Genomic DNA, 24,660 nt, shown 5'->3' with positions numbered 1-24,660 from the left:
CTCTCTAGCCTTCCTTCTCGATCGTAGTTAAGCAATCGCGTAGGGCTGCGCCATACTCGTATTTGCCCGGACAAACGAAGGTACATAACGCTAAATCTTCTTCATCTAGTTCAAGCGCGCCTAATGACATTGCACTGTCTACATCGCGTGACAATAGGTCGCGTAATAATAGAGTTGGCAAAATATCTAACGGCATTACACGCTCATAGCTACCAATTGGTACCATGGCACGTTTTGAACCACCTGTTGACGTTGTCATTTTAAATAAACGACTCGGTGCAAGGTGAGAAATAAAGGTACGCGTTACGGAAAATTTATCACTACCTGGTGCAATCCAACCAAACAATTCTTTTTCGCGACCTTCAAGTAAAACAGATACTTGAACGTGGTAACGACCTAAGAATGCATGAACACCGTTTGAAATAGAACCTGACAATACTGAACCAGAAATAACACGGTTATCACCGTCTTCTAATTCGCCAGCAACTAAATCATCCAATGAAGCACCTAATTGTGTTTTCACTAAACGAGGGTTTTTAACGCGAGGACCTGCAAGAGAAATTACACGATCAGTGTAAATTTCACCGGTAAGGAATAAGTGACCAAAGGCGATAACGTCTTGGTAACCAATATGCCAAACCTGCTTGCTAATAGATACTGCATCAAGATGATGGATATGTGTGCCAACAAGGCCAGCCGGATGCACACCACCAAACTCATGTACTTCTACTTGAGCTATAGATGAGCTAGGAACTTGGCTACCTGCTTGTTTACAAACAAATACTTTACCGTCGGTTAAACGCGACACAACAGCTAAACCTGCTTCGAATGCTTGCACATTTTCAGCAATAATTACCGCAGGATCTGCAGCAAGTGGATTAGTGTCGATTGCGGTCACAAAAATAGAGCTAGGATTTGCATCCACTGCCGCTACTTTACTGAATGGGCGAGCACGAAGTGCTGTCCACTGACCAGACTGTATAAGTACTTCTTTGGCTTTTTCACGATCTAAGCTCGAAAGCTCGGCATCAGAAAAAGTACCAAAGGTGATTTGCTCACTGCCGTTAACTTCAATAACAACAGATTGCAGTACACGTTTAGCACCACGATTAATTTCTTTTACTGTGCCAGAAGCTGGAGCAGTAAATAATACACCTGGGTTCTTTTTATCTTCAAAAAGTACCTGGCCTTTTTTCACTTGGTCATCCACACGAACATGCATGGTTGGACGCATACCGATAAATTCTTCACCTAGCACAGCTACACGTTTGACGGTAGAACCATCATGAATAACTTGCTGAGGAGCGCCCTCTATGGGTAAGTCCAGACCTTTTTTTATATTGATCATACGCACTTGCACTACATTAACGGAAAGAAACTGAAAAATCGTATCAACCACGTCGCCATATTAACTATAACAAGTTGTGTAAAACTAACTTGCTATAAATACTAAACAAGCAACGCAGTAAAACTCCTCACATATTGCTATGATTTTAACATCATTGTGCAACACTATGCGAGTGTATTTATAAAAATTATACCAGAGAAAGACTTATTTACGCTTGATGTAGCTATTTAATAAAATTCAAGCTAGACCAAAGTTGTACGTTTACTAAGAAACATTATTTTTATAAAAAAATCAGTAATAAAAAAGTCGCACTAGGCGACTTTTCAAACTGTTTTGTACAATTGATTAGTCAATCATATTCGCAATAGGCTGAACAGGGTCAACCTCTTGCTCATAATCTACGCCTTGTATACCAAAACCAAACAAGCGTAAAAACTCATTATGATAACCAACATAATCGGTTAGTTCATCAATGCTACTAGTATCTACTTTATCCCAAATAGCTTGAATACGTGCTTGTACGTCATCTTCTAGCTCTTTATAGTTTTGGAATAAATGACCGCCTTCGTCAAAACGTGGCGTGTCGCCGTATAAGTTTTCGCTAAATAACGCCTGTATTTGCTCAATAGTACCTTCGTAGGTGCCATCGGCCTTCATCACTTTAAATAAAGCAGAAATATACAAAGGCATAATAGGAATAGCCGAGCTAGCTTGTGTTACTACCGCATTAAGTGACGATACATACGCTTCGCCATTTAAATCACTAGTCGAAGCTTTAATAGCAGCCGTTGCACGATCCAAATCTTCTTTTGCTTTACCAATCGTTGCATGCCCGTATATTGGCCATGTTAGCTCTTTACCTATGTAGGTATAAGCAGTGGTTTTGAAGTTATCGGCTAGCACATCGGCTTGTTTTAGTGCATCAATCCACATTTCCCAATCTTCACCGCCCATTACTTTAATAGTATTGTCGATATCATCTTGGTTTGCCGCTTCAACGGTTATTTCATCAATTTCACGCTTTGAGGTATTCAGATTTTTAGTTGTAACTGCATTACCAATTGGCTTAAGCGTAGATGAGAACACTTCACCGGTATTAGGATCGGTACGACGCGGAGACGCTAAGCTGTAAATAATTAAATCTACTTTGCCTAAATCGGCTTTAATAGTATCAATTGCTTTTTGCTTAATTTCGTTTGAGAACGCATCGCCATTAATATTTTTTGACCAAAGGCCTGCTTCGTCTGCAGCATTTTGAAATGCAGCTGTATTGTACCAACCTGCAGAACCCGTTTTGCGCTCAGTGCCTTCTTTTTCAAAGAAAATACCTAATGTTTTAGCACCGCCACCAAACGCCGCAGTAATACGCGATGCAAGGCCATAGCCTGTAGAGGCACCAATAACTAATACATTTTTAGGCGCATTTTTTAATGCACCTTGTTGCTTTACATAATTAATTTGTTCTTGAACATGTTCGCTACAGCCCACTGGGTGGGCATTGGTGCAGATAAATCCACGAATTTTAGGCTTAATGACCATTGATCATCCTATATCTTTACAATAAAAATTAGCGCTAGTTTAAAGGCTAATACTAAAAACACTGATCTGATCAGTTAATCTTGAGTGTAAACATCAATCAAATCGCTATTAATTGTTTAAGCTGACTTAGAGCCACCCATACAATTGGGTGAATCAGGCGCTTCACCATTATGTTCAGCAAACTCATCTGGCGTATAAGTATGAATAGCCAGTGCATGAATATGATTGGCTAATTCATCTTTTAAAATTTCATTAATTTCGCGATGGCGCTGTAATAAGCGCTTACCAGCAAACTCTTCGCTAACCACTATCACTTTAAAATGCGAGTCGCTGCCAGCACTGTGCATATGGCTTTCGTTAATTACATTTAAATGCTTACAGGCAATTGCATCGCTGATTTTTTGTTGAATTTGTTGCTGCATGACATAAACCATTATTGTTACTTATTTATAAGCCCACTATAGCAACTTGCTAAGCCTAATGGCTAACGCTTTATCAAGCGAAAGGTTAAACTTATTCGCGGATGAGCCAAGGTAGTTTGCTTAGCAATAGCGTGTTGATAGTCGCGCTGACTATTGCCACTCATAATTAAACAGCTGCCGCTATGTAGCTTTAAATTAGTAACTTTATTGCTAGCTTTGTGTTTTAGTTTTAATACTCGCTCAGCCCCAAGCGATATACAAACGATAGTAGGTTGATGGCCAAGCTCTGCTTCATCGTCGCTATGCCACCCCATAGTATCGTTACCATCGCGGTAATAATTTACTAATAGTGAATTTAATGGCTGGTTTAAATGCCGCTCTAAACGTTTGCGCATCGCCAGTAAAACATCAGGCCAAGGCTCTACTATTAACTTACTGTGAGAATAACCATACTCAATATTGTTTTCACTGATAAAACACTGCAGCCGAGGAATTGGCCCCGTTTTATTGTAAACCGTAACATTAGGCTGCTGCCAACACAGGTTTTGCTGTAAATAGTAGAACAAATCGAGGCTTTTTTGTGCACTAAGCGCCCTACTTTGATAAGAAAAGCCATTTGGTAACAGTTGGGGGTTGGCGTTTGGCCGTTGCATGTTAGAATTTACCTATCATTTGATTACTGATCACTAAACTATTATGACCATGCAAGCACAGCTCGGCGATAAAACCTTTACTCTTGAACGCTTTCCTTTGGATCAAAAAAACCGCAGCTTACAAGCTTGGGATTCAGCCGACGAATATTTAATCGACTATGTTAGCGAACATCATCCTGATTGTCGCTCTTTGCTGATTTTAAATGATAGTTTTGGCGCGCTTTCTTGTTATTTTAGCCACAAGCAATTAACGGTTTGTTCAGTAAACGACTCTTATATTAGCCACCAAGCAGCAGCTTATAACTTAGCAGAGAATAAAATACCTGCTATTACCTTTAGCCAGCTCGATAGTTTATCGGCTTTACCTGAACAAGTTGATTTGGTACTTATTAAAGTACCACGCACATTAGGCTTTTTACAGTATCAACTGTCTGAGCTTAGCGAAGTGCTTGCACCCGGAACGCCTGTTATTGCCGCGGCAAAAACAAAAGATGTGCATAATTCAACAATTAAAGCGTTTGAGCAGTTTATTGGCGAAACAAAAACAAGTTTAGCGGTTAAAAAGTCACGCTTAATTATAAGCCACGCACAAGGTGGGTATAAAGCCGCTGATTTTCCGGTAAATTGGCCACTTGAAGGCACTGACTTTACTATTAGTAACCATGCAAATGTGTTTTCGCGTGATTCATTAGATATTGGCGCACGGTTCTTTTTTAACTACTTACCAGAAACCAATAAAGCTAAAAGCATTATTGATTTAGGCTGTGGTAATGGCGTGGTGGGTTTAATGGCATTATCGCGTTGCCCAAATGCAAATATTACTTTTGTTGATGAGTCGTATATGGCCGTTGAATCGGCACGCTTGAATGTAGAGCTCAATATGGAAGCTAAATATGAGCAATGTTCATTTGTTGAAAATGACTGTTTATCGGGATTTGAGCGCGACAGTGTTGATATGGTGCTATGTAACCCGCCATTTCATCAAGCTCAAGCGGTTACCGACCACATTGCATGGCAAATGTTTAAAGAAGCAAAAGATACTTTAAAAGAAGGTGGCGAATTGCGTATTATTGGTAACCGTCATTTAGATTACCACGACAAACTAAACCGTATGTTTGGTAACTGCAAGCTACTAGGTTCTAACAAAAAGTTTGTTGTACTTAGTGCCACAAAAAATACCGGAATGTTATAAATGCAAATTATAAAATACCTTTTACCTTGGTTGGTGTTTTTGGCACTGCCTGCATGTAGTAATCAGCCAAATCAGATAATACTTAATCCTGTTTATAAAAATGGGCAAATAAGTTCAATCAACAACAGCTTAAGTACCAGTGTAATTGATTTAAGAGGCGATACTGCCACCTTAAAACTTATAGAGTCTGACAAAACTAAAACTTTTGCCAGCCATGGTATTACAGCCTCAGTAAAAAGTGCGCTCGACAGCGCCCTAAGTCGTAACGGTGCCAGCATTTCTAACTTAGCCACGGTGCGCTTTGAAGTAGATATTCATGCTTTGCAAGCAGTTGTTACCGAAAAACTAATGAGCCACACCAGCGCGGCTTCTATAGAGTTTGGCGTGCGTGTTATTCGCGCTACCAGTAACTTTAGCAAAGTATACCGAGGCAATGCTAATTTAGCAGGGCCACTGGGGCACGACAGAGCAAAAATAGAAGGTCAGCTTAATAAGTTGACTGAGCAAATTATTACCCGCATTGTATCTGACCCTGAATTAATAGAATTTTTAGAAGGTTAACAATGAAACGACTTTTTTTAATCTGCTTAAGCCTATTCTTTAGTACCACTACGCTTGCTGCTCAAGAAGGCCGTTTTGTACAAAAAGATAATATTTTTCCGCGTGTTGAAATAGTCACTTCACTGGGTAGCATAGTGATTGAGCTTGACCGCTCTAAAGCCCCCATTACTGCAAATAACTTTTTAACCTACGTAATGGATAAAAGCTATCAAGGCAGTGTGTTTCATCGTATTGAGCGTGATGTAGAAAACGACCGCGACTTTGTTATTCAAGGTGGCGGCTACGATAAAGACTACGATGGACTACACGAAAACGATCCTATTTTTAACGAAAGCGGTAATGGCTTAAAAAACGATATGTATAGCATAGCTATGGCGTATCAAGACCGCCAACCTCATTCAGGAACGCGCCAATTCTTTTTTAATATGGACGATAACGACCATTTAAACCCTGGCAGAGAATGGGGGTTTGCGGTATTTGGCAATGTAATGGACGGCTACGACACGCTAGATAAAATTATGGCGGTAAAAACCGGATTTAACGAAAAAATTGGCTACGACTTTGTACCCAAAGAGCCTGTAGTTATTTTAAATATTAAATTACTTGAACAAGTTCCCCTGTAACAATTAAAAGAGCAGCCTAGCTGCTCTGTGTTAAAGCCAATGAAGGCCCTATGAGCAAAACACTCTCTATTCGCGAATATTTTTCTTATTTTAAAGACAAACGCCTTATCAATATTTTTATATTTGGTATGAGTAGTGGTTTTCCATGGGTGCTGATTGGCTCTGTAATGTCGGCATGGCTAAAAGACGAAGGCTTAAGCCGCAGTATGATTGGCTTATTTGGCATTGTGTTTGGCGCTTACAGCATTAACTTTTTATGGTCGCCGTTAATTGATCGTACCAAACTACCCTTTTTATACAAATGGTTAGGCCAACGCCGAAGCTGGATACTGTTTTGCCAAAGCTTTATTTTACTTGGCACACTGCTATTAGCAGGGCTTGATTTAAAAGCCAATTTAGCGCTCGTCGCCGCACTTTGTTTATTAATAGCCATAGCCTCTGCCACTCAAGATATTGCTATTGACGCTTTTAGAATAGACGCCCTGGGCGAAAATGAATCTCACAAAGCGACCGCCGCCGCTGCCATGGCAACCTCGGGTTGGTGGTCGGGTTATGCGCTACTTGGGGCCATTCCGTTTTATATGGCCGATATACCTTCGATAGATTGGCCGCAAGTATACTACTTTTTATCCGCCATAATGCTGCTACTAATGAGCTGTGTATTTTGGGCAAAAGAACCCGAATCAAACCGCGAAGCAGTGCACGCTGAGCTTGAGCGGGTATACCTTGAAAAACTTGCCGCCAGCAAGCAAACACCATTAACTAAAACACTCGCTTGGCTTGCAGTTACTGTGGTTGATCCGTTTAAAACCTTTTTTGCTAAAAATGGCGTTAAAACCGCGTTGGCACTGCTTGCATTTATTTTCTTATTTAAAATTGGCGAAGCGTTTTTAGCTCGCATGTCGATTGTATTTTATAAAGAGGTTGGCTTTAGTAATACCCAAATAGCCAATTACTCTAAGCTAGGCACCGGATTAATTACCATCGTATTTGCCTTTTTAGGCAGTATTTTTAATCATAAATACGGCATTGTTAAAGGCTTATTTATTAGTGGTGTGGCAATGGCGGCATCTAATTTAATGTTTTCTTGGATTGCACTTGCCGGCCCACAAGAGCATTTATACGCCATGGCTATTGTGGTTGATGGTTTTACTCAGGCATGGTCGCTAGTAGCTATGGTGGCATTTATATCTATGCTATGCGATAGAGCATTTAGTGCAACACATTATGCGTTACTTGCGTCGCTGGGTAACTTAGGGCGTACTTTACTGTCGAGTTACAGTGGGGTAGTAATAGATGATTGGCTGGCGGGTAACTGGTCGCTATTTTTTATTCTTACGGCATTAATGGTGTTGCCATCGTTGATATTTTTATACTTAATTCGTCATAAACTGTATCAGCTAGAGCGTAATTATCACCAAAATACTTAAACTCAATACTTAAAATAAATTATTTACTTGGCATATTTAAAGGTGCATTAAAATATGCCAAGTAACTTGCGGCTATTAATCAACTTTAAGTAAGTTTAATGCCTCATGCGGATCAACTTCGAGTGCATTACAGTAGCGCACAAATTCAATTACATCTAAGCGGCGCTCTTGGTTTTCAATTTTGCCGATAAACGAATGTGGTGTGCCTAATAACTGCGCTAAACTACGCATTGTATGCCCTTTGTCATGACGTTTACTTTTAAGCCATTTGGTCAGTTTTGCATTTTCTTCTGATGAAACTGTTTTACCCATCATGTACATCTCCTACTTAATGCGGTGTAAATACTAATTGATGCAATTTATTAATAGCGCTCAGTGAGTACACTGCACAACAGCCTAATTGGGCATTGATTGCAACTCAGCTTTACTAATTACTCATTGTGGGCTAAAAAACGCTATAAATAATACTTACTTATTGTGGTGGTGAATGAAATTTTGCCCGTCTCATTCTTATATATTGTATACTATTAACTCATTGGTAAAATGGCTAATTACATTCGGCACAGGTTAAATAATGAATATATATTTACCAAGCCTGAATAGATAGCTTAAACCATTAATAAATATTTGTAACAATTTTGTTCCATTTTAGTGTTACATGTTTATGCTTAATCAATAACGAGCACCCTAAAAGGCTAAATAATGTTCAGGCTACTTTTTTTACTTCCTATTATACTGTGCTTAGGCTGGTGTTTTTTTCTTCGCCACCATGGTGTGCCTATTAAAAAAGGCAAAAGAGGCTTTGTATATATACTCGCGTTTTCTACTTTTGTACTTGGCTTTTTTATATTAATGATGCAAATAACCGAATTCACTCCTAGCGAATTTTAGGCATTAAAAAAGCCGCAAAAGCGGCTTTAATATTTTATTGTTTACCCAGGGTTTGTTGACCTTTGCGGGTTAATATTTGTTCCAACTAGGGGCAATTTAATCGCGGCGCTAGGTTTGTAACCTAGTGGGCTAAGTGAAAACCGAGCAACAAAGAGTTAATTGCCCCTAGGCAGAACCCTTCGGGCAGCGCCTGTTTGGCATTGATGCTACGTTATCGCCTATTTATGGGGAATAACCACACCACATAGGCTCTGCCTTGCCTAAACACCAAACAGACTGCTGCAAATTTAACCTTGAAAGATCAACAGACCCTTGTTAAATAGTAAAGCTTGAACCACAGCCACAGGTTGTAGTTGCATGAGGATTAGTTACAAAAAAGCGTGCGCCTTCTAATCCTTCAGTGTAATCAACTTCGCCGTCTACTAAATATTGTAAACTCATCGGATCAACCACCAGCATCACGCCATTTTTGACGATTTCTAAATCACCTGGATTGGCCTTTTCATCAAAGGTAAAACCGTACTGAAAACCAGAACAACCACCACCCGTTACATATACGCGTAATTTAAGTTCTGGATTTTCTTCTTCATCGATTAACTGTTTAACACGATCGGCTGCCGCGTCAGTGAACTTAATTGGTAATTCTTCAGACATTTTAAAACCCTCAATATCGTAATGCCGTGATTATCTAATACCCGAGTGTTTTAATCAAGTATAGTAAAATAAAGGTTGCAGGCACTCGCTGCTGTTAGTAGCAAACTAAACCTAAATATTGAGTCCAGCATCGCTTATTTGCGTATTTTAACGTTAACTTTTCTATAAATGTAATTATTTTACAAAATCACAACGACTTAGCGAGTGGCTTTTGCTAAAATGACCGCTGAAAAATGCTGCGGGGAAATAAAGCATGTGGCTTGAGCAACTCAGGCGTCGATTAGCCAAACCTAAAACATCCGTACAATTATGCTTATTAGGCGTAAGTGCCGGATTAATAGCTGCATTTTTTATTATTTTATTTCGCTTAACGATTCTTTTTTTTCAAAGTATATTTTTAGAAACTCCCGACGACTTTACCACCCTCCCCACTTTAGAACGCGTATTAATGCCCCTTATTGCGGCACTCTTAATTGCGCTTTTTGCGGCTTTTACTGGCTTTAAACATTATCGCTTGGGTATTCCGTTTGTAATTCATCGTATTAAACGCCATTACGGGCAAATGCCACTGTATAACACCCTTAACCAATTTGTTGGTGGTGCATTGGCTCTCATCAGCGGCTTTTCGGTGGGACGCGAAGGACCTTCGGTGCATTTAGGTGCAACTGGGGCAAGTATCTTAGCAACTAAACTGCACTTACCTCATAATGCCATGCGTACCCTTAGTGGCTGTGGCATTGCAGCTGGTATTGCCGCCTCGTTTAACACGCCGTTAGCAGCGGTTATTTTTGTAATGGAAGTAGTACTTCGAGAATACAAAGTACATATATTTGTGCCAATTATGCTTGCAGCTGTTACTGGCGCTTTAGCAACCCAATTTGTATTTGGCGAAGGCTCAGAGTTAGCACTTATAAGCATTGCTCCGTTAAGTGGCTGGCATTACCCGTACTTAATACTGTGTGGCATGGCGCTGGGCGCAATAGCCTATAGTTTTAATCAAAACTTAATGTTAATTATTAAAACGTTTAAACCACTTAGCATGTTTCCTCGCTTACTTATTGCTGGCTGTATTGCCAGCTTAATTGCGTATACCGTCCCCCAAGCTATGGGGTCGGGTATGAGTGCGATAACTATTGCGGTTGAATCCCCTGAAGACATGCAATTATTAACTACTATTTTAATTGCTAAGTTACTCGCCACATTATTTGCGATAGGTTTGGGTATTCCCGGTGGTTTAATTGGACCGGTTATAGGGCTGGGGGTTTTAATTGGTACTTTAATGGCCTTTTTTGCCCAGTTTATTAGCCCAGGTACAGATATAGCAGGCACTTATGGTGTACTTGGCATGGCAGGATTATTAGCAGCAACGCTGCATGCACCGCTTGCGGCTTTAACCACAGTGATGGAGCTCACTTCGTCTCCAGAAATAATAGTGCCTGCAATGATAGTTATTACCACCGCTTATGTTACCGCGCTGCAAGTGTTTGGTAATCGCTCGATATTTTTACAACAGCTGGATTTTCAAGAGTTACCTTACCAGGTATCTCCCGCTACTGAGGCACTACAAAAAGTAGGGGTAATGGATGAAATGGATGAAGACTTTAAGTTGCTTTACTCCGACGATAAACAGCAAATAAAAAACACCCTTGATGCGATGGACAGCCAAACCCCATTAATTGTATTTGATGAAGAAAATGGTTACCGATTGGCTGAATATGACTTGAGCTTAATGTCGGATCAAGCAACTAACCTTAGCTATATTAGCTTGGCCGGTATTAGCAGCCAAGCCACTTTAGCTGATGCCTTTGAGCTATTAAATGATAAGCGCAGTGGCGCATTGTATGTATATAACTTATTAGATAATCAACAAATTATGGGATTACTACGTTGGGATCAAATCCATCATATTTTAACCATTCGTAACAGCTTACTTTAATTTAAATGAGGGTAATATGAGCGCATTATTAATTTACAAAACCTTGCATATATTTTTTATGATTGCCTGGTTTGCCGGTATTTTTTACTTACCACGGTTATTTGTGTACCACGCTATGAGCGAAGAAAGGGCATGCAACTCTATGCTTAAAGTAATGGAACGTAGGCTGCTTTTTTTTGTCACTCCGTTTGCCGTGTTAACCGCGGTATTTGGTGTACTCACTATAGTTGAATATGGCCGCGATTGGTTTAAGTACAGCATGTGGTTGCATTATAAACTAGTGCTAGTAATTATTTTATACCTATACCATGGTTACTGTTTTAAGCTTTTAGCTGATTTTAAACATGACCGTAACACTAAAAGTGACCGTTTTTATCGTATTTTTAATGAGTTACCCGTTATAGCACTATTAATAATAGTGGCACTGGCGGTAATAAAACCCAGTTTATAATAAAATGTTTCTAGGTAATTTACTCTGCCAACTAGCTAAGTAACTTTGCTATAATATGCGCGATTGCGTGCTCCTTTAAGGATTATCGCGCCTTTTTGAATAAGTAGGAATAACCCCATGTTAAGTTTCCAAGGTGAAAATATACTCTCAGTTAATCAACTCGACAGAGACTGTATTGAACGTATATTTGCAGTAGCTAAAAAAATGGAACCCTACGCTAAAAAACAAAAGCGTACTAACGTGCTAGAAGGTGCCATTTTAGCCAACTTATTTTTTGAACCTAGCACACGCACACGCGTAAGCTTTGGCACCGCTTTTAACTTACTCGGCGGACTCGTTCGCGAAACAACCGGCATGCAAAGCTCAGCGCTCGCTAAAGGCGAGTCGCTTTACGACACCGCCCGTGTTATTTCGGCGTATGCCGATGCTGTCGCTATGCGCCACCCCGATGCAGGTTCGGTAAGTGAATTTGCAACAGGCTGCTCAATCCCTGTGATTAATGGTGGCGATGGCCCTAACGAGCACCCCACTCAAGCACTGCTCGATTTATTAACCATTGAGCGTGAGCTTAACCGTTTTGAGCAAAACATAGATGGTATGCACATTGCGCTAGTAGGCGATTTAAAATATGGTCGCACTGTGCACTCTTTATCAAAACTATTATGCCACTATAAAAACGTGAAATTCTCGATGGTTGCACCCGATGGTCTACAAATGCCTAGCTATATATTAGATGCAGTAGATAATGCAGGTCATAAAATTGAATTGGTAAACAAAATGGAAGGTAACTTAGCTGCCGACATAGTTTATCAAACGCGTATTCAAGAAGAGCGCTTTCCTTCGCAAGAAGAAGCCAACAAATACCGTGGTGGGTTTAGAATTAGTCAATCAATTTACACTGCACATTGCAAACCTAATTCAGTGTTAATGCACCCGCTACCACGCGATAGTCGCCTAGAAGCCAACGAGCTAGATAACGACTTAAACGCAAATGACAATTTAGCTATATTTCGCCAAGTACAAAATGGCGTATTAATTCGTATGGCACTGTTTGCTTTAACCCTCGGCGTAGAAAACAAAGTCGAGCAGTATGAAGTAGACGTACCTTGGTTTAGCCGCAAACGCGATAGCTAAACCCACTTTTTTTGTGACAAAACAATAGGATTTTTCATGACAATTAGCCAAGACTTATTTGCACGCGCTCAAGCTTCTATTCCTGGTGGCGTAAATTCACCAGTACGTGCTTTTAATGGTGTAGGCGGCACACCGCTATTTATCACTAAAGCTGAGGGTGCGTTTACATTTGACGCCGATGGTAATCGCTATATCGATTATGTTGGCTCTTGGGGCCCTATGATCATGGGCCATAACCACCCTGCAATTAAACAAGCAGTACACGACGCGGTAGAAAACGGCCTAAGTTATGGCGCGCCTACCGAAGCCGAAATTTTAATGGCTGAAAAAGTAAAAGAGCTAGTACCATCAATCGAAAAAGTACGTATGGTTAGCTCAGGCACAGAAGCCACCATGAGCGCTATTCGCTTAGCGCGTGGTTTTACTGGCCGCGATAAAATACTTAAATTTGAAGGCTGTTACCACGGCCATGCCGACTCATTATTAGTTAAAGCGGGCTCTGGCGCATTGACTATGGGCGTGCCTAATTCGCCGGGCATTCCTGAAGATTTTGCAAAACATACGCTTACTGTATCGTTTAATAATTTAGATGAAGTGAAAGCTATTTTTGCTAAATATGCCGACGAAATTGCATGCATTATTGTTGAGCCTGTTGCTGGTAACATGAACTGTATTCCACCGGTTCCGGGATTTTTAGAAGGTTTGCGCGACGTTTGTGACGAATACAAATCGGTACTTATTTTTGACGAAGTAATGACCGGGTTTCGAGTTGCACTTGGCGGCGCACAAGCCTACTACAATATAAAACCAGACTTAACCTGTTTAGGTAAAGTAATTGGCGGCGGCATGCCAGTTGGCGCTTTTGGCGGCAAAACCGAAATTATGGATTATATTGCACCGGTTGGCCCAGTTTATCAGGCGGGTACATTGTCGGGTAACCCAATTGCCATGGCTGCAGGTTTAAAATCGCTAGAGTTATTAAGCGAGCCAGGATTACATGCAAAACTAGAAGCAACCAGTAAAGCAATTTGTGAAGGCTTTGAAGCCGGTGCTAAAAAAGCAGGCATTGCATTAACCACTAATTACGCCGGTGGCATGTATGGTTTTTTCTTTACTGATGCTGAAAAAGTAACAACTTACAAACAAGCTACTGAGTGTGATTTAGAGCGTTTTAAACGTTTTTTCCACCTGATGCTTGAAGAAGGTGTTTACTTAGCCCCCTCTGCTTTTGAAGCAGGCTTTGTATGTGCAGCGCACAACGAGCAAGAAATAAAAGATACCATTGCAGCCGCAGAGCGCGCGTTTGCTAAGCTGTAAAACATCAGTTTTATTCAGCCAATAAAAAAAGCCCTAACGGGCTTTTTTTATGTCTTGTAGTTATTCAAAACAGCTTAACGAATACACTGCGGCCTTGGTTCAAATTCACTGGCTCTTAGTGGTAGCTGAATAACTTTGCCGCACCCTGGTGGCGCTTGTTTACCCGTTAGCTCGTTAATAAACGCCCAGCGAATTGAAGGTGGACGAGTATCGGCTATCGCTTCGGGATTTAGCGGTTTTAAATAACGAATATAGGTCTCTAAAGCCCCTACACTACCGGTTAAGCCGGTACTTTTGTTATCATCTCGGCCTAGCCAAGCAACGGTCACTGTGTTTTGATCAAACCCCGCAAACCAGCTATCGCGTAAATCGTTACTAGTGCCCGTTTTACCCGCAAGTTGAATCGACGGAAAGTGTAAGTTTAACCGTTTTGCGGTGCCATCTTTAGTCACTCGTTTCATTGCGTATTTTGTCATGTACATGGCATCTTTAGCAAAACGCGGCTCAGATTTCACCTCATGCTTATACAATACTTTGCCTATTGAGTCGGTTAACGCAGAAATAGCGGTTAACTTTCTATATTCGCCATCGGCAGCAATGGTTGTGTACAATTGTGCTACCTCAAAACTAGACATTTCAAGTGCCCCCAATAACAACGATGGGTATTCGTTTATTCTTCCCTGCGCGCCTAACCCTCTTAGTGTATTTGCAACTTTATCTACCCCTACATCAAGGCCAAGATTTACCGCAGGTATATTTATACTGCGACTAAAAGCTTTGTATAACGGGATCGCTCCGCGAAATTGACGATCGTAGTTTTCAGGTTGCCATACTTTACCTTGCTCATTGGTAACTTGCACCGGTGAGTCGTCAAGTAAAGTGGCTAGGTTATAATGTGGTAACTGCAACGCGCTTAAATACACCGCAGGCTTAACTAATGAGCCAATATTACGTTTGGTATCAAGTACTCGGTTAAAGCCTGAATAACGCACATCGCGCCCAGAAACTAATGCCGATACGCCACCTTTTTCTACGTTAACTGAGATCATCGCCGCTTCAAGCGCGCGAGTATTAGGGCGTTTTTCTAAATAAGGCAAACTTGCCTGAATCGACTCTTCCATTGCCGTTTGTTTTTGCAAGTCAAAATAGGTAAACACACGAACACCGGCATCTAACACATTTTGATCGGGCAATAACTGCTTGAGTTCACGATTTACTAGTTCTAAATAACCTGGGTACGATTTTTGTAAACTGGCTTTCATTGGCGCTATATTCAAAGGACGTTTTAATGCAGCGCGGTATTCATTAGTACTCAAAAGTTTGTCTTCAACCATTAAGCGCAGCACTAAGTCACGACGTTCCATTGTGCGCTCTTCGTAACGACGTGGATTGTAATAAGACGGCCCTTTTACCATAGCCACCAGCAGCGCTATTTGATCGTACTCTAGCTCATCTACTGGTTTAGAAAAGTAAAATTCAGCAGCCAAGCCCATACCATGTACACCTTGGTTATAAGACTGCCCTAAATATACTTCATTTAAATACGCTTCAAGTATTTGATCTTTTGAATAACGGTAATCTAAAATAAGCGCAATAAACGCTTCGTTTATTTTTCGTGTAAGTGAGCGCTCTCGGGTTAAGTAAATATTTTTAGCCAGTTGTTGCGTTAGCGTACTGCCGCCCTGAACTGTTCGCCCAGCACGAATATTACTGTACAACGCACGTAAAATAGAAAATACCGATACGCCGTGGTGCTGATAAAAATTACGATCTTCAACCACTAAAAGCGTGTCTTTTAGCATTGCCGGAAATTTATCCAGCGGTACAAATTCACGGTCTTGTTTAGAGTCGTTACCTATACGCGCTATTTGCACCGGCTCCAGCCTAGCGTTGTTTAAACGCCGACCAAACTTGTCTTTAATACTAGCCACTTTTTGCCCAGCAAAACGCAGTTCAATTATATGCGCTTGTTCTAGCGCGTCATAAAATTCAAAATCGCGACGATATATTTTAATGCTGTTGGCGGTTTTAACATATTGCCCTGTACGACTTAACCTATTAACGGCTGAGTAGTTTAGCCGCTCTAACTCCCAAATAACCTCTTGGCTTGATAAGAACTGCCCGGGGTAAAACGCCATCGAGCGTGCATAAACTTGCGCAGGAAGCTGCCATTTATTACCTTCAAATTGACGAGTTATTTTTGCATCGAGGTAAATAAAATAAAGCGCCATAGCAATAAATGTCGCTAAACTAAGTTTCCAAAAAATAGACCATAGTTTATTGAGTAAAGATCGCTGAGCAACTGATGATTTGTTTTTTGTACTTTTTTTAGCGCCGTTACGCGGTGTACTTTTAGAGGGTTTAGCGCTGCGCTTTGTGGGGGTTTTACCTGTCGGTGTTTTTTTGTTATCAGCCATTTAAATGTAATTTATTCCAAGGTTTATTTTACGGACGTGAGCTTAGCATAGTCACCTACTAGTTCACCATTATAAGGTAAATTAACAACCCATCTTAGCAGCACTAAAGTTAACCTCCCCTGAAATAAAAAAGCGCTACCTAAGTAGCGCTTTGGACAACACACAATAACTTAAATTTAATTACTACGAACCGATACAAATTCTGGGTAGGCGTCAATGCCACAATCGTGTTGATCCATACCGTTTAGCTCTTCTTCTTCGGTAACCCTAATGCCCATAGTATGCTTTAAGATTGCCCACACCAGCAGCGAAGAAATAAACACAAAACCAATAATACACAACAAGCCTATTAACTGAGTTACCAAGTTTGCCTCGGCGTTTGTCACAGGTACTAGCATAATACCAAGTACTCCACATACGCCATGCACAGAAATAGCGCCAACTGGGTCGTCTATTTTTGCCTTATCAAGTATAACAATACTAAATACCACTAATGAGCCGCCTAATAACCCTAATAAACACGCCATCAATGGTGAAGGTGAAAGCGGATCGGCGGTAATCACAACCAGCCCAGCTAACGCGCCATTTAATACCATAGTTAAATCGGCTTTACCCCATAATGCTTTACAAACAAATAGTGCTGAAACAGCCCCCATTGCAGCAGCAGCATTGGTGTTTAATAAAATCTTTCCTACAGCAGTCGCGTTTTCTGCATCTGATATAAGTAGCTGCGAGCCGCCGTTAAAACCAAACCAGCCCATCCATAAAATAAACGTACCTAACGTTGCCAAAGGCAAGTTTGACCCCGGAATTGGGTATATTTCGCCATTTTTACCATATTTTCCTTTACGTGCACCCAGTAATAATACGCCAGCTAATGCCGCTGATGCGCCGGTTGCATGCACTATTGCTGAGCCCGCGAAGTCAACAAAACCCATTGCCGATAAAAATCCAGAGCCCCAAGTCCAGTAACCCTCAATAGGATATATAAGCCCAGTTAACACCAAGGTAAACACCAAAAATGCCCACAACTTCATGCGCTCAGCCACCGCACCCGAGACAATAGACATAGCCGTGGCAACAAAAACAACTTGAAAGAAAAAATCAGATTCTAGAGAGTGATCAGCATCAGCGGCTTGTGTACCAATTAAGCCACCAAATGAAGGAATGATGCCTCCCTCGGTATTCCCTACATACATAATATTGTAACCAACGAGTAAAAACATGGTGCATGCAATTGAATACAAGGCGATATTTTTAGTTAATATTTCGGTGGTGTTTTTTGAGCGTACTAAACCCGCTTCTAGCATGGCAAACCCTGCGGCCATCCACATTACTAATATGCCACAAATTAAAAAATAAAAGGTGTCGAGCGAAAACTTTAGTTCTATCAGTGTACTTTCCATAAATCCCCCTTAAAGTGCATCTTCATCAAGTTCGCCCGTACGAATACGAACAATTTGATCTAGGTCGTACACAAAAATCTTACCGTCACCTATTTTTCCGGTGCCTGCAACTTGCGTAATTGAGTCAACTACGCGTTGGCAGTTTTCAGTACGAGTGGCAATTTCGAGTTTAATTTTAGGAATAAAATCAACTTGGTATTCAGCCCCACGATACAATTCGGTATGACCACGCTGTCGACCAAAGCCTTTTACATCAACAACTGTCATCCCTTCTATGCCTAAATCAGCGAGTGCTGTACGCACTTCATCTAATTTAAATGGCTTTATGATTGCACTAATCATTTTCATTTTAGTCCCCTTAGGACACGTTATTGTTTTTCTTAGTTAATACAATCCAAGCTTTATGCCATTTATATATGGCAATAAAAAACAATAACTTATAAAAATATTTTATATTTAAAACAAAAAAACGCACCAATTAGGTGCGTTTTTTTATATATAATACTTGATTGGTGCGTGTGTATTTAACTCAACGTATAGCTGTAACCTCTGCTAGCTGCAAAGTACTATTTAAAACCACACAATTGCGCCCTTGCTCCTTAGCTTGATACAAAGCTCTATCGGCAACACGCATAGCAGCGGTTAAACTGGTATTTTGAAATTCGGCTAGGCCTATACTTGCTGTTATTGATAAGGTTTTATCACTGATAGTAAAGTCGTAACTTGCGAACTTTTGTATAAATAAATTTAAACACTTCTCGGCTTGTTCAACTTCTACTTGCGTTAATATAATTGCAAACTCTTCACCGCCAATACGTGCCACTGTACTGTTAGAAAATGAAGTCCGGATTAAATTACTCACTTGTTTAAGTGCCTGATCGCCGCCGTCATGCCCAAATTCATCGTTTATTGCTTTAAAAAAATCTATATCGAGTAACACTAAGCTATTTTTCTGATTTTTATTTTTGAGTAGTTTTTCAGCATACTGATAAAAGTAACGACGATTATAAAGCCCGGTAAGATGATCTCGAAAAGCACTTTCTTTAATGTCTGCAATTAACGATAACTGCTCCATGGTTTGCAATACACGACAATGAAACTCTTCATTCATAAAAGGTTTAGTTAAAAAATCATTAGCACCATATTTAATAAATCGCGCCGATAAACCATGCTTACTCGCGCCTGATAACCCAATAATTGCTAAGTCATCACGGCCTCTAAAGTTTCTCACCGCTTTAACTAATTCAAAACCATCCATTGTTGGCATTGCATAGTCTGTCATGAGTAATTTAATTTCAGCATCGTTTTTGAGCATATCTAATGCTTGGCGTCCATCGTGCGCCTCACTGACTGCAAATAATTGTTTTTCTAGCATTTGCTTCATTAAAGTACGACTTAAAACCGAGTCGTCGGCTATTAATGCTTTACAGCCTTGGTTACGCAACAGCTGTGCAACTAATTTTATAGCGTAATTATATGAGTCACGGTTATCTTTTATCACATAATCAATTACGCCTAATTCTAACATTTGCAGGCGCTTGTACTCATCCATCTTAGAAGTAAGCACCACAGTAGGAATACCTTTTAATAAGGTATATTTGGCCACCTCACCATTTGGTGCGTCGGGGAGCGTTAAATCAACTAAGGCTAATGTATAGCTGTGCTTACTTACAAACTCTTTACACTCAGATAAAGACCAAGCAAAATCAATGGCAACATCAAGATACTGTGCAGATATATGGCGAAGGACTTGTTGTACTACTTTACTATCTTCAACTATCAACAGTCTTTGCATAGGGCTTCTCTTTACTTCTAATTTGATTACTTGTTTTATAACCATGTGTTCATCATAAATTTAAAGCCTTTAATGAGATTTTAAATTTATTAAAAAGCAAATTACACACCCTGTCGGTTTGCCACTATTTTTTAAAGTAAATCTCACTTATTTAAGCTGTTACTTATAAATAAATGCGAATATACATTACTTTCATTACGATCGGAATAAAGAGCGATACAAGGCGTTAAAAGCTAAGTTTTTACACATTCTATTTACTCAACCACTATTATCGGCAACTAGTCTCAATACTTTTGTTTTTTTACTGAATATTTCTTTTAATAGAACATTAACAATAAAAAAGGGTCATTCATGAAGTTTAGCCAAAGTATTTTTTTACCTATTGCCGCCATTGCCTTAACACTTAGTAGTGCCTCCTTTGCCGATAATAACCAGCGTCGTATTGATATCGACAGCAAAGTGGTTACTGAGCACAAAGCAAAAATTAATAATCAGCGCTTTTCATATACGGTTGCAACCGGTACGCAACCTGTTTGGGATGACAAAGGCGATGCTATAGCAACCTTGCAATATACTTACTACACCCGCGATAAGGTAGATGACAGAGCAAAGCGCCCTTTGCTTATTTCGTTTAATGGCGGCCCTGGCTCGGCATCGGTTTGGATGCACCTTGCTTATACTGGCCCTCGCGTATTAAAAATTGATGATGAAGGCTACCCTATTCAACCATATGGGGTTAAAGACAACCCTTACTCAGTGCTCGACATTGCCGATATTGTATATGTAAATCCGGTAAACACCGGCTACTCTCGCGTAGTTGAAGATAAAGACGGTAAATTACTCTCTAAAGCTGAGCAAAAAGAGCAGTTTTTTGGCGTAAAAGCCGATATTAAGTACCTCGCTGAGTGGCTTAATACCTTTGTAAACAGAAACGAGCGCTGGCGCTCTCCTAAGTTTTTAATTGGCGAAAGCTACGGTACAACACGTGTATCGGGCCTTGCCCATGAACTGCAAAATAGCCAATGGATGTACATTAACGGCGTAGTATTGGTTTCACCAACCGATATTGGCATTAAGCGCGACGGCCCAATTAAAGCAGCTAACCGCCTGCCTTACTTTGCCGCTACAGCTTGGTATCACAAAGCATTAAATGCCAACTTACAAGCTAAAGACCTAGACGAGTTACTGCCTGAAGTTGAGCAGTTTACAATTAACGAACTGATCCCCGCACTGGCTAAAGGCGGCTTTATTGCAGATGATGAAAAGCGCCGCATAATTAAAAAAATGGCGCAATATGCTGGGCTTTCTGAAACCTTTGTAGAGCAAAATAACTTAGATATTCCAACGCAGTTTTTTTGGAAAGAGCTATTACGTGACCGCGGCCAAATGGTAGGACGCTTAGACTCGCGTTATTTAGGTATTGATAAACGCGATGCGGGCGAGTCGCCTGATTACTGGGCAGAACTCACGTCGTGGTTACACTCTTTCACACCCGCTATTAATCATTACTTACGTGAAGAGCTAAATTATAAAACAGATATTAAATATAACCTGTTTGGTAATGTGCACCCATGGGATAGAAGCGGTAATAACACCGGCGAAAACTTGCGTTTAGCTATGGCGCAAAACCCGTATTTAAAGGTAATGATTCAATCGGGTTATTATGACGGTGCAACTAACTACTTCGATGCTAAATATACGTTATGGCAGTTAGACCCAAGTGGCAAAATGCAAGACCGCTTAAGCTTTAAAGGCTACAGAAGCGGACATATGATGTACTTACGCCATGCGGATTTAGAGAGCTCTAATACCGACTTACGTGAGTTTATAAAGGCGGCATTACCTAAAGAAGGCCAAGCTGCTAAATACTAATCAGCAAATATAAAAAAAGGCTCATAATGAGCCTTTTTTATTTAATCATATTCTGTAAATCTAAAGCCAATAAGGCTTTATATCGAACGAAGCCAATCTACTTTGCTCCATTGCACTTACCAAATATTCTGTCTTTTGTGCTAGCCATGTTTGAATTTTAGCTAGCTTTTCATCTTCTTGACCACCGCAAAGCTGCTTTAAATAGTCAAGGGTACTAAGCTCGTACATACCATGAGAAATATCAAGCCAAGGGAGTCTAAACTCTAAGCGCTCTTCTTTATCAAATAACGCACCTAAACAATTACCACTTAGTAAACTGTTCTCTAATTGTGTGCGTATATTAAGGTAATCATTCGCGGTTAAAGTTTGTTCTTTAGGTAACAGCTTATGCAAATTTCGCCAATCTTTATCAAACAAACGGTTAGCAATGCTGGCTACCGATTGGTCAGCGTTTTGTAATTGCTTTTGATCCCAAAACTTGCGCCATTGTTTGTCTATTAACCAGGTTGTTAACGACAGTATTAAACGATTATAGCGTGCACTATGAAACAGCGCATAAATGTCGTCAATGCTAGGCTGTAGCTCTTTTAGGTCATTAATAACTTGTGTTAATGCCGGTGCGTTGTTTATTTTTTTATAAAAAGCGTGGCGTTTAGAAGTATAGGTTTTTAATTGAATTGCATTTTCAACCCACGCTAACTCGCTGAGTAACCACTTTAATTCGTTGCGTAAATGCTCAGTACTTTCTTTGCTAACAATATCGTCAAACAACCAAAAGTTATGACGAATTAAGCTTATACCGTCGGTTACTCGCTTTAATGTTTTTAAACTTGGCTTATCGAAATAACATTGTTCGTGCTTTTGCACAAAACGAATACCAAAACCCATAGCCTCTATTAATGCTTGCTCTTGGGTTACTTGCCCTTTGAGTTTAACAAACCCAATAGATTTACTTGGTTGCAGTGGCGTGTCGTCAGCAAGGCGATACCCTCTTGCGGCCTTTGAATACAAACCTAAGCGAATACAGTTTTGGCTTACTAATTTATCGGCTAGCGCAAATAATTCATTACGGCTGCCCTCAACAAGTTCAATTTCAAGCTCGCTGATCACCTCAACTTTACCCGCTGCGGCAATTTCACCTTTATCAAGCACTACTTCAATTTTTGCACCGTTTTGAGTCTCAATTAACCAAGTACGGCGAATAAAGTTAGTACTAAAAATCGGATGTATATTTTCTGCAATAACATTGGCTTGCATGCCATGAGGCCAAATAGATGGGTCAAATGCCATTAAATCTGGACGATTAGACTCTATTGGTAAGTTAAATTCAGGGCGTTGATGTAAGCCCCCAACAACCTCACCGGCGAGTTTAATTGTTTGCTCACATTTATTATCAGCACAACGCGTTCTATAGCCAATATCAAGGGCTCTAAGCTCACGGCTTGGCGTATCATAATAAGCATTTTGTAAACTTCGAGATGGCTTATTAGTAACTGTTTTTGCAAATTGTGTAATTAATGAGGGGATCAGTGGAATGACGGCATCTGATACCAAAAATTTTAGTTCTATCTCAGTATCCATTAGTTATGCGGATTACCCTTAAAATTAATAAGTGGTCAAAATAAACAAAGCCGCCCCATATTGCAAATATTTTAGTCAAAATGGGCCGCTAATAAAATAACACCGGTTACAATATCAACCTTGCTATTGCGCTATTTAATCCATATTATCGCTATACTTATGTGAAATATAAAATCACGTTCTAAACGGACACGGTTAGATTAACAAGGTAAATAAATGCTAAAACACTGTTTATTATGGCTGTTTTTAACAGCCTCAACATTTGCGAGCCAAGCAGAAGAAGCTCAAACAGCAGCCCCCACCAATGCAAAAACAGCTTATATAATTGACAATCTTTATACGTTTATGCGCTCTGGTGCGAGCAAAAACTATCGTTTACTCGGCTCTATTGATGCAGGCACACAACTGACCTTATTATCGAGTGAAGAAAACGGTTTTTTAAAAGTTAAGGATGATAAAGATCGTGAAGGTTGGGTTGAAGCTAAATACATCACACAAACAGCTGGCTTACATAAGCAGTACCAAACGTTAAGTGATGAAATGAGCTCAATACAAAATGAACTGCGCCAAGCACAAGTTGAATTACCGCAGTTGCAAGAGCAAAACGTGCAGTTAACAAACCAAAACAAACAATTGTTTACACAAATAACTCAATTAAAAACTACACTTGAGCAAGAGCGCACTTTAAAGCAAGCTACTAGCTCTAAAGAAAAACGCCAATTACTTACTTATGGCGGTGCTATTGCATTTTTAGGATTGTTTTTAGGTATTATATTAACGATTGTGTTGTCTCGCCGTAAGCGCTACCAAGGCTGGGCATAACACGACAACTTAATTAGTCGCATAAAAAAAGCATCATTAGATGCTTTTTTTATGCCTGCAGTTTATATTACAAATCTAGGCGCAGACCCGGATCTTGTTTTATTTTTTCAATTACCATATAAGTGTGGTGCGTCCCCACTCCTGGAATATCAACTAAGTCGCCAAGCACTTGCCTGTACTCGTCCATGTTTGATACCCTGATTTTCAGCAAGTAGTCGTAGCCACCAGCAACCATGTCGCACTCCACTACTTGCCTAATTTTTAAAATGTGTTCTCTAAACACTTTAAATACCGCGGTATTTGAAGTCACCAGCGACACTTGTACATGTGCAACTAAGCTTTGATTAAGCTTGGCTTCGCTAAGCTTGGCAACATAGCCTTCAATATAGCCTTCTTGCTCTAAACGCTTTACACGATCAAGACAAGGGCTGGGGCTTAAATTAACCTGCTTTGCGAGGTTAACATTTGAAATTCTGCCGTTCTGTTGCAGAACGTCTAAAATAGCTAAATCGATACGATCAAGCAGGCGTAATCTATTTGGACTCGTCATAACAGAACTTTATACGGATAAGTAGAAAATATGCCCTGTAAATTAGCGTAAAACGCCAAATTTAAC

Annotated in this window: 23 protein-coding genes; 11 read left to right on the top strand and 12 right to left on the bottom strand. The window is 40.2% G+C overall.

Annotated features, from left to right (window positions below):
• Positions 1-4: 4 nt before the first annotated feature.
• The 4 genes from AAEZ18_RS08485 to AAEZ18_RS08470 form a co-directional block, all read right to left on the bottom strand.
• Positions 5-1,348 (bottom strand): Na(+)-translocating NADH-quinone reductase subunit A, encoded by a 1,344-nt coding sequence (locus AAEZ18_RS08485; protein ID WP_011328898.1) that lies wholly within the window; start codon positions 1,346-1,348, stop codon positions 5-7.
• A gap of 345 nt (positions 1,349-1,693) precedes the next feature.
• Positions 1,694-2,887, bottom strand: coding sequence for an enoyl-ACP reductase FabV (gene fabV / locus AAEZ18_RS08480; RefSeq protein WP_086993907.1), 1,194 nt, complete (start codon positions 2,885-2,887; stop codon positions 1,694-1,696).
• Positions 2,888-3,003: 116 nt separating this feature from the next.
• Positions 3,004-3,309, bottom strand: coding sequence for a BolA family protein (locus tag AAEZ18_RS08475; RefSeq protein ID WP_011328900.1), 306 nt, complete (start codon positions 3,307-3,309; stop codon positions 3,004-3,006).
• Between the two features lie 62 nt (positions 3,310-3,371).
• Positions 3,372-3,962, bottom strand: a complete 591-nt coding sequence (locus tag AAEZ18_RS08470; RefSeq protein ID WP_011328901.1) for an alpha-ketoglutarate-dependent dioxygenase AlkB family protein — start codon at positions 3,960-3,962, stop codon at positions 3,372-3,374.
• A gap of 43 nt (positions 3,963-4,005) precedes the next feature.
• On the opposite strand from AAEZ18_RS08470, the gene AAEZ18_RS08465 reads away from it, so the two are divergent.
• From AAEZ18_RS08465 to AAEZ18_RS08450, 4 genes are read left to right on the top strand one after another with little or no spacing between them, the layout of a single operon-like run.
• A complete protein-coding gene (locus tag AAEZ18_RS08465; RefSeq protein ID WP_011328902.1) occupies positions 4,006-5,154 on the top strand; it encodes a methyltransferase in 1,149 nt (382 codons plus the stop codon).
• Positions 5,155-5,715 (top strand): YajG family lipoprotein, encoded by a 561-nt coding sequence (locus AAEZ18_RS08460; protein ID WP_182678696.1) that lies wholly within the window; start codon positions 5,155-5,157, stop codon positions 5,713-5,715.
• Positions 5,716-5,717: 2 nt separating this feature from the next.
• On the top strand, positions 5,718-6,338 hold the full coding sequence (locus AAEZ18_RS08455) for a peptidylprolyl isomerase (protein ID WP_011328904.1): 621 nt from the start codon (positions 5,718-5,720) through the stop codon (positions 6,336-6,338).
• A 50-nt stretch (positions 6,339-6,388) separates the two neighbouring features.
• Positions 6,389-7,768 (top strand): AmpG family muropeptide MFS transporter, encoded by a 1,380-nt coding sequence (locus tag AAEZ18_RS08450; RefSeq protein WP_011328905.1) that lies wholly within the window; start codon positions 6,389-6,391, stop codon positions 7,766-7,768.
• 75 nt (positions 7,769-7,843) lie between these two features.
• Here the strand turns inward: AAEZ18_RS08450 and AAEZ18_RS08445 are convergent, their stop codons facing one another.
• Positions 7,844-8,083 carry a helix-turn-helix domain-containing protein gene (locus AAEZ18_RS08445; protein WP_011328906.1) on the bottom strand — a complete coding sequence of 80 codons (240 nt, stop codon included), beginning with the start codon at positions 8,081-8,083 and terminating at the stop codon, positions 7,844-7,846.
• 387 nt (positions 8,084-8,470) lie between these two features.
• Between AAEZ18_RS08445 and AAEZ18_RS08440 the strand changes: the two genes are divergently transcribed.
• Positions 8,471-8,659, top strand: coding sequence for a hypothetical protein (locus AAEZ18_RS08440; protein WP_011328907.1), 189 nt, complete (start codon positions 8,471-8,473; stop codon positions 8,657-8,659).
• Positions 8,660-8,974: 315 nt separating this feature from the next.
• Here the strand turns inward: AAEZ18_RS08440 and erpA are convergent, their stop codons facing one another.
• Entirely contained in the window at positions 8,975-9,313 is a 339-nt protein-coding gene (gene erpA / locus AAEZ18_RS08435) for an iron-sulfur cluster insertion protein ErpA (protein WP_011328908.1), read from the bottom strand.
• A gap of 253 nt (positions 9,314-9,566) precedes the next feature.
• Here erpA and AAEZ18_RS08430 point away from each other — a divergent pair, with 253 nt between their 5' ends.
• The 4 genes from AAEZ18_RS08430 to hemL all read left to right on the top strand — a co-directional run bounded on the left by AAEZ18_RS08430 (position 9,567) and on the right by hemL (position 14,151).
• On the top strand, positions 9,567-11,249 hold the full coding sequence (locus AAEZ18_RS08430; protein ID WP_058373927.1) for a chloride channel protein: 1,683 nt from the start codon (positions 9,567-9,569) through the stop codon (positions 11,247-11,249).
• Positions 11,250-11,265: 16 nt separating this feature from the next.
• Complete coding sequence (locus AAEZ18_RS08425) at positions 11,266-11,700, top strand: CopD family protein (protein ID WP_011328910.1); 435 nt, start codon at positions 11,266-11,268, stop codon at positions 11,698-11,700.
• A 117-nt stretch (positions 11,701-11,817) separates the two neighbouring features.
• The gene (locus AAEZ18_RS08420) at positions 11,818-12,834 is read left to right on the top strand and encodes an aspartate carbamoyltransferase (RefSeq protein ID WP_011328911.1); all 1,017 of its coding nucleotides are present in this window, start codon (positions 11,818-11,820) and stop codon (positions 12,832-12,834) included.
• Positions 12,835-12,870: 36 nt separating this feature from the next.
• Positions 12,871-14,151: a glutamate-1-semialdehyde 2,1-aminomutase gene (hemL, locus tag AAEZ18_RS08415; protein ID WP_011328912.1), complete on the top strand. Its 1,281-nt coding sequence runs from the start codon at positions 12,871-12,873 to the stop codon at positions 14,149-14,151.
• Positions 14,152-14,225: 74 nt separating this feature from the next.
• On the opposite strand, the gene mrcB is transcribed toward hemL, so the two are convergent.
• From mrcB to AAEZ18_RS08395, 4 genes are all read right to left on the bottom strand, one after another.
• Positions 14,226-16,568 carry a penicillin-binding protein 1B gene (gene mrcB, locus AAEZ18_RS08410; RefSeq protein WP_182684582.1) on the bottom strand — a complete coding sequence of 781 codons (2,343 nt, stop codon included), beginning with the start codon at positions 16,566-16,568 and terminating at the stop codon, positions 14,226-14,228.
• Between the two features lie 176 nt (positions 16,569-16,744).
• Positions 16,745-17,974: an ammonium transporter AmtB gene (locus tag AAEZ18_RS08405; RefSeq protein ID WP_011328914.1), complete on the bottom strand. Its 1,230-nt coding sequence runs from the start codon at positions 17,972-17,974 to the stop codon at positions 16,745-16,747.
• Positions 17,975-17,983: 9 nt separating this feature from the next.
• Positions 17,984-18,322 carry a P-II family nitrogen regulator gene (locus AAEZ18_RS08400; RefSeq protein WP_011328915.1) on the bottom strand — a complete coding sequence of 113 codons (339 nt, stop codon included), beginning with the start codon at positions 18,320-18,322 and terminating at the stop codon, positions 17,984-17,986.
• A 181-nt stretch (positions 18,323-18,503) separates the two neighbouring features.
• On the bottom strand, positions 18,504-19,769 hold the full coding sequence (locus AAEZ18_RS08395; RefSeq protein ID WP_011328916.1) for a GGDEF domain-containing response regulator: 1,266 nt from the start codon (positions 19,767-19,769) through the stop codon (positions 18,504-18,506).
• A 351-nt stretch (positions 19,770-20,120) separates the two neighbouring features.
• Here AAEZ18_RS08395 and AAEZ18_RS08390 point away from each other — a divergent pair, with 351 nt between their 5' ends.
• The gene (locus AAEZ18_RS08390) at positions 20,121-21,641 is read left to right on the top strand and encodes a S10 family peptidase (RefSeq protein WP_011328917.1); all 1,521 of its coding nucleotides are present in this window, start codon (positions 20,121-20,123) and stop codon (positions 21,639-21,641) included.
• Between the two features lie 60 nt (positions 21,642-21,701).
• On the opposite strand, the gene AAEZ18_RS08385 is transcribed toward AAEZ18_RS08390, so the two are convergent.
• Positions 21,702-23,222 carry a CYTH and CHAD domain-containing protein gene (locus tag AAEZ18_RS08385; RefSeq protein ID WP_182684338.1) on the bottom strand — a complete coding sequence of 507 codons (1,521 nt, stop codon included), beginning with the start codon at positions 23,220-23,222 and terminating at the stop codon, positions 21,702-21,704.
• Positions 23,223-23,438: 216 nt separating this feature from the next.
• On the opposite strand from AAEZ18_RS08385, the gene AAEZ18_RS08380 reads away from it, so the two are divergent.
• On the top strand, positions 23,439-24,044 hold the full coding sequence (locus AAEZ18_RS08380; protein WP_011328919.1) for a TIGR04211 family SH3 domain-containing protein: 606 nt from the start codon (positions 23,439-23,441) through the stop codon (positions 24,042-24,044).
• A 67-nt stretch (positions 24,045-24,111) separates the two neighbouring features.
• Here AAEZ18_RS08380 and AAEZ18_RS08375 read toward each other — a convergent pair whose 3' ends face one another.
• Positions 24,112-24,594 (bottom strand): winged helix-turn-helix transcriptional regulator, encoded by a 483-nt coding sequence (locus AAEZ18_RS08375; RefSeq protein WP_011328920.1) that lies wholly within the window; start codon positions 24,592-24,594, stop codon positions 24,112-24,114.
• Positions 24,595-24,660: the final 66 nt, after the last annotated feature.

The sequence above is a fragment of the Pseudoalteromonas sp. 19-MNA-CIBAN-0066 genome, from assembly GCF_040308705.1.
GTDB lineage: Bacteria > Pseudomonadota > Gammaproteobacteria > Enterobacterales > Alteromonadaceae > Pseudoalteromonas > Pseudoalteromonas nigrifaciens.
This window is presented reverse-complemented; position numbering and strand designations above follow the sequence as displayed.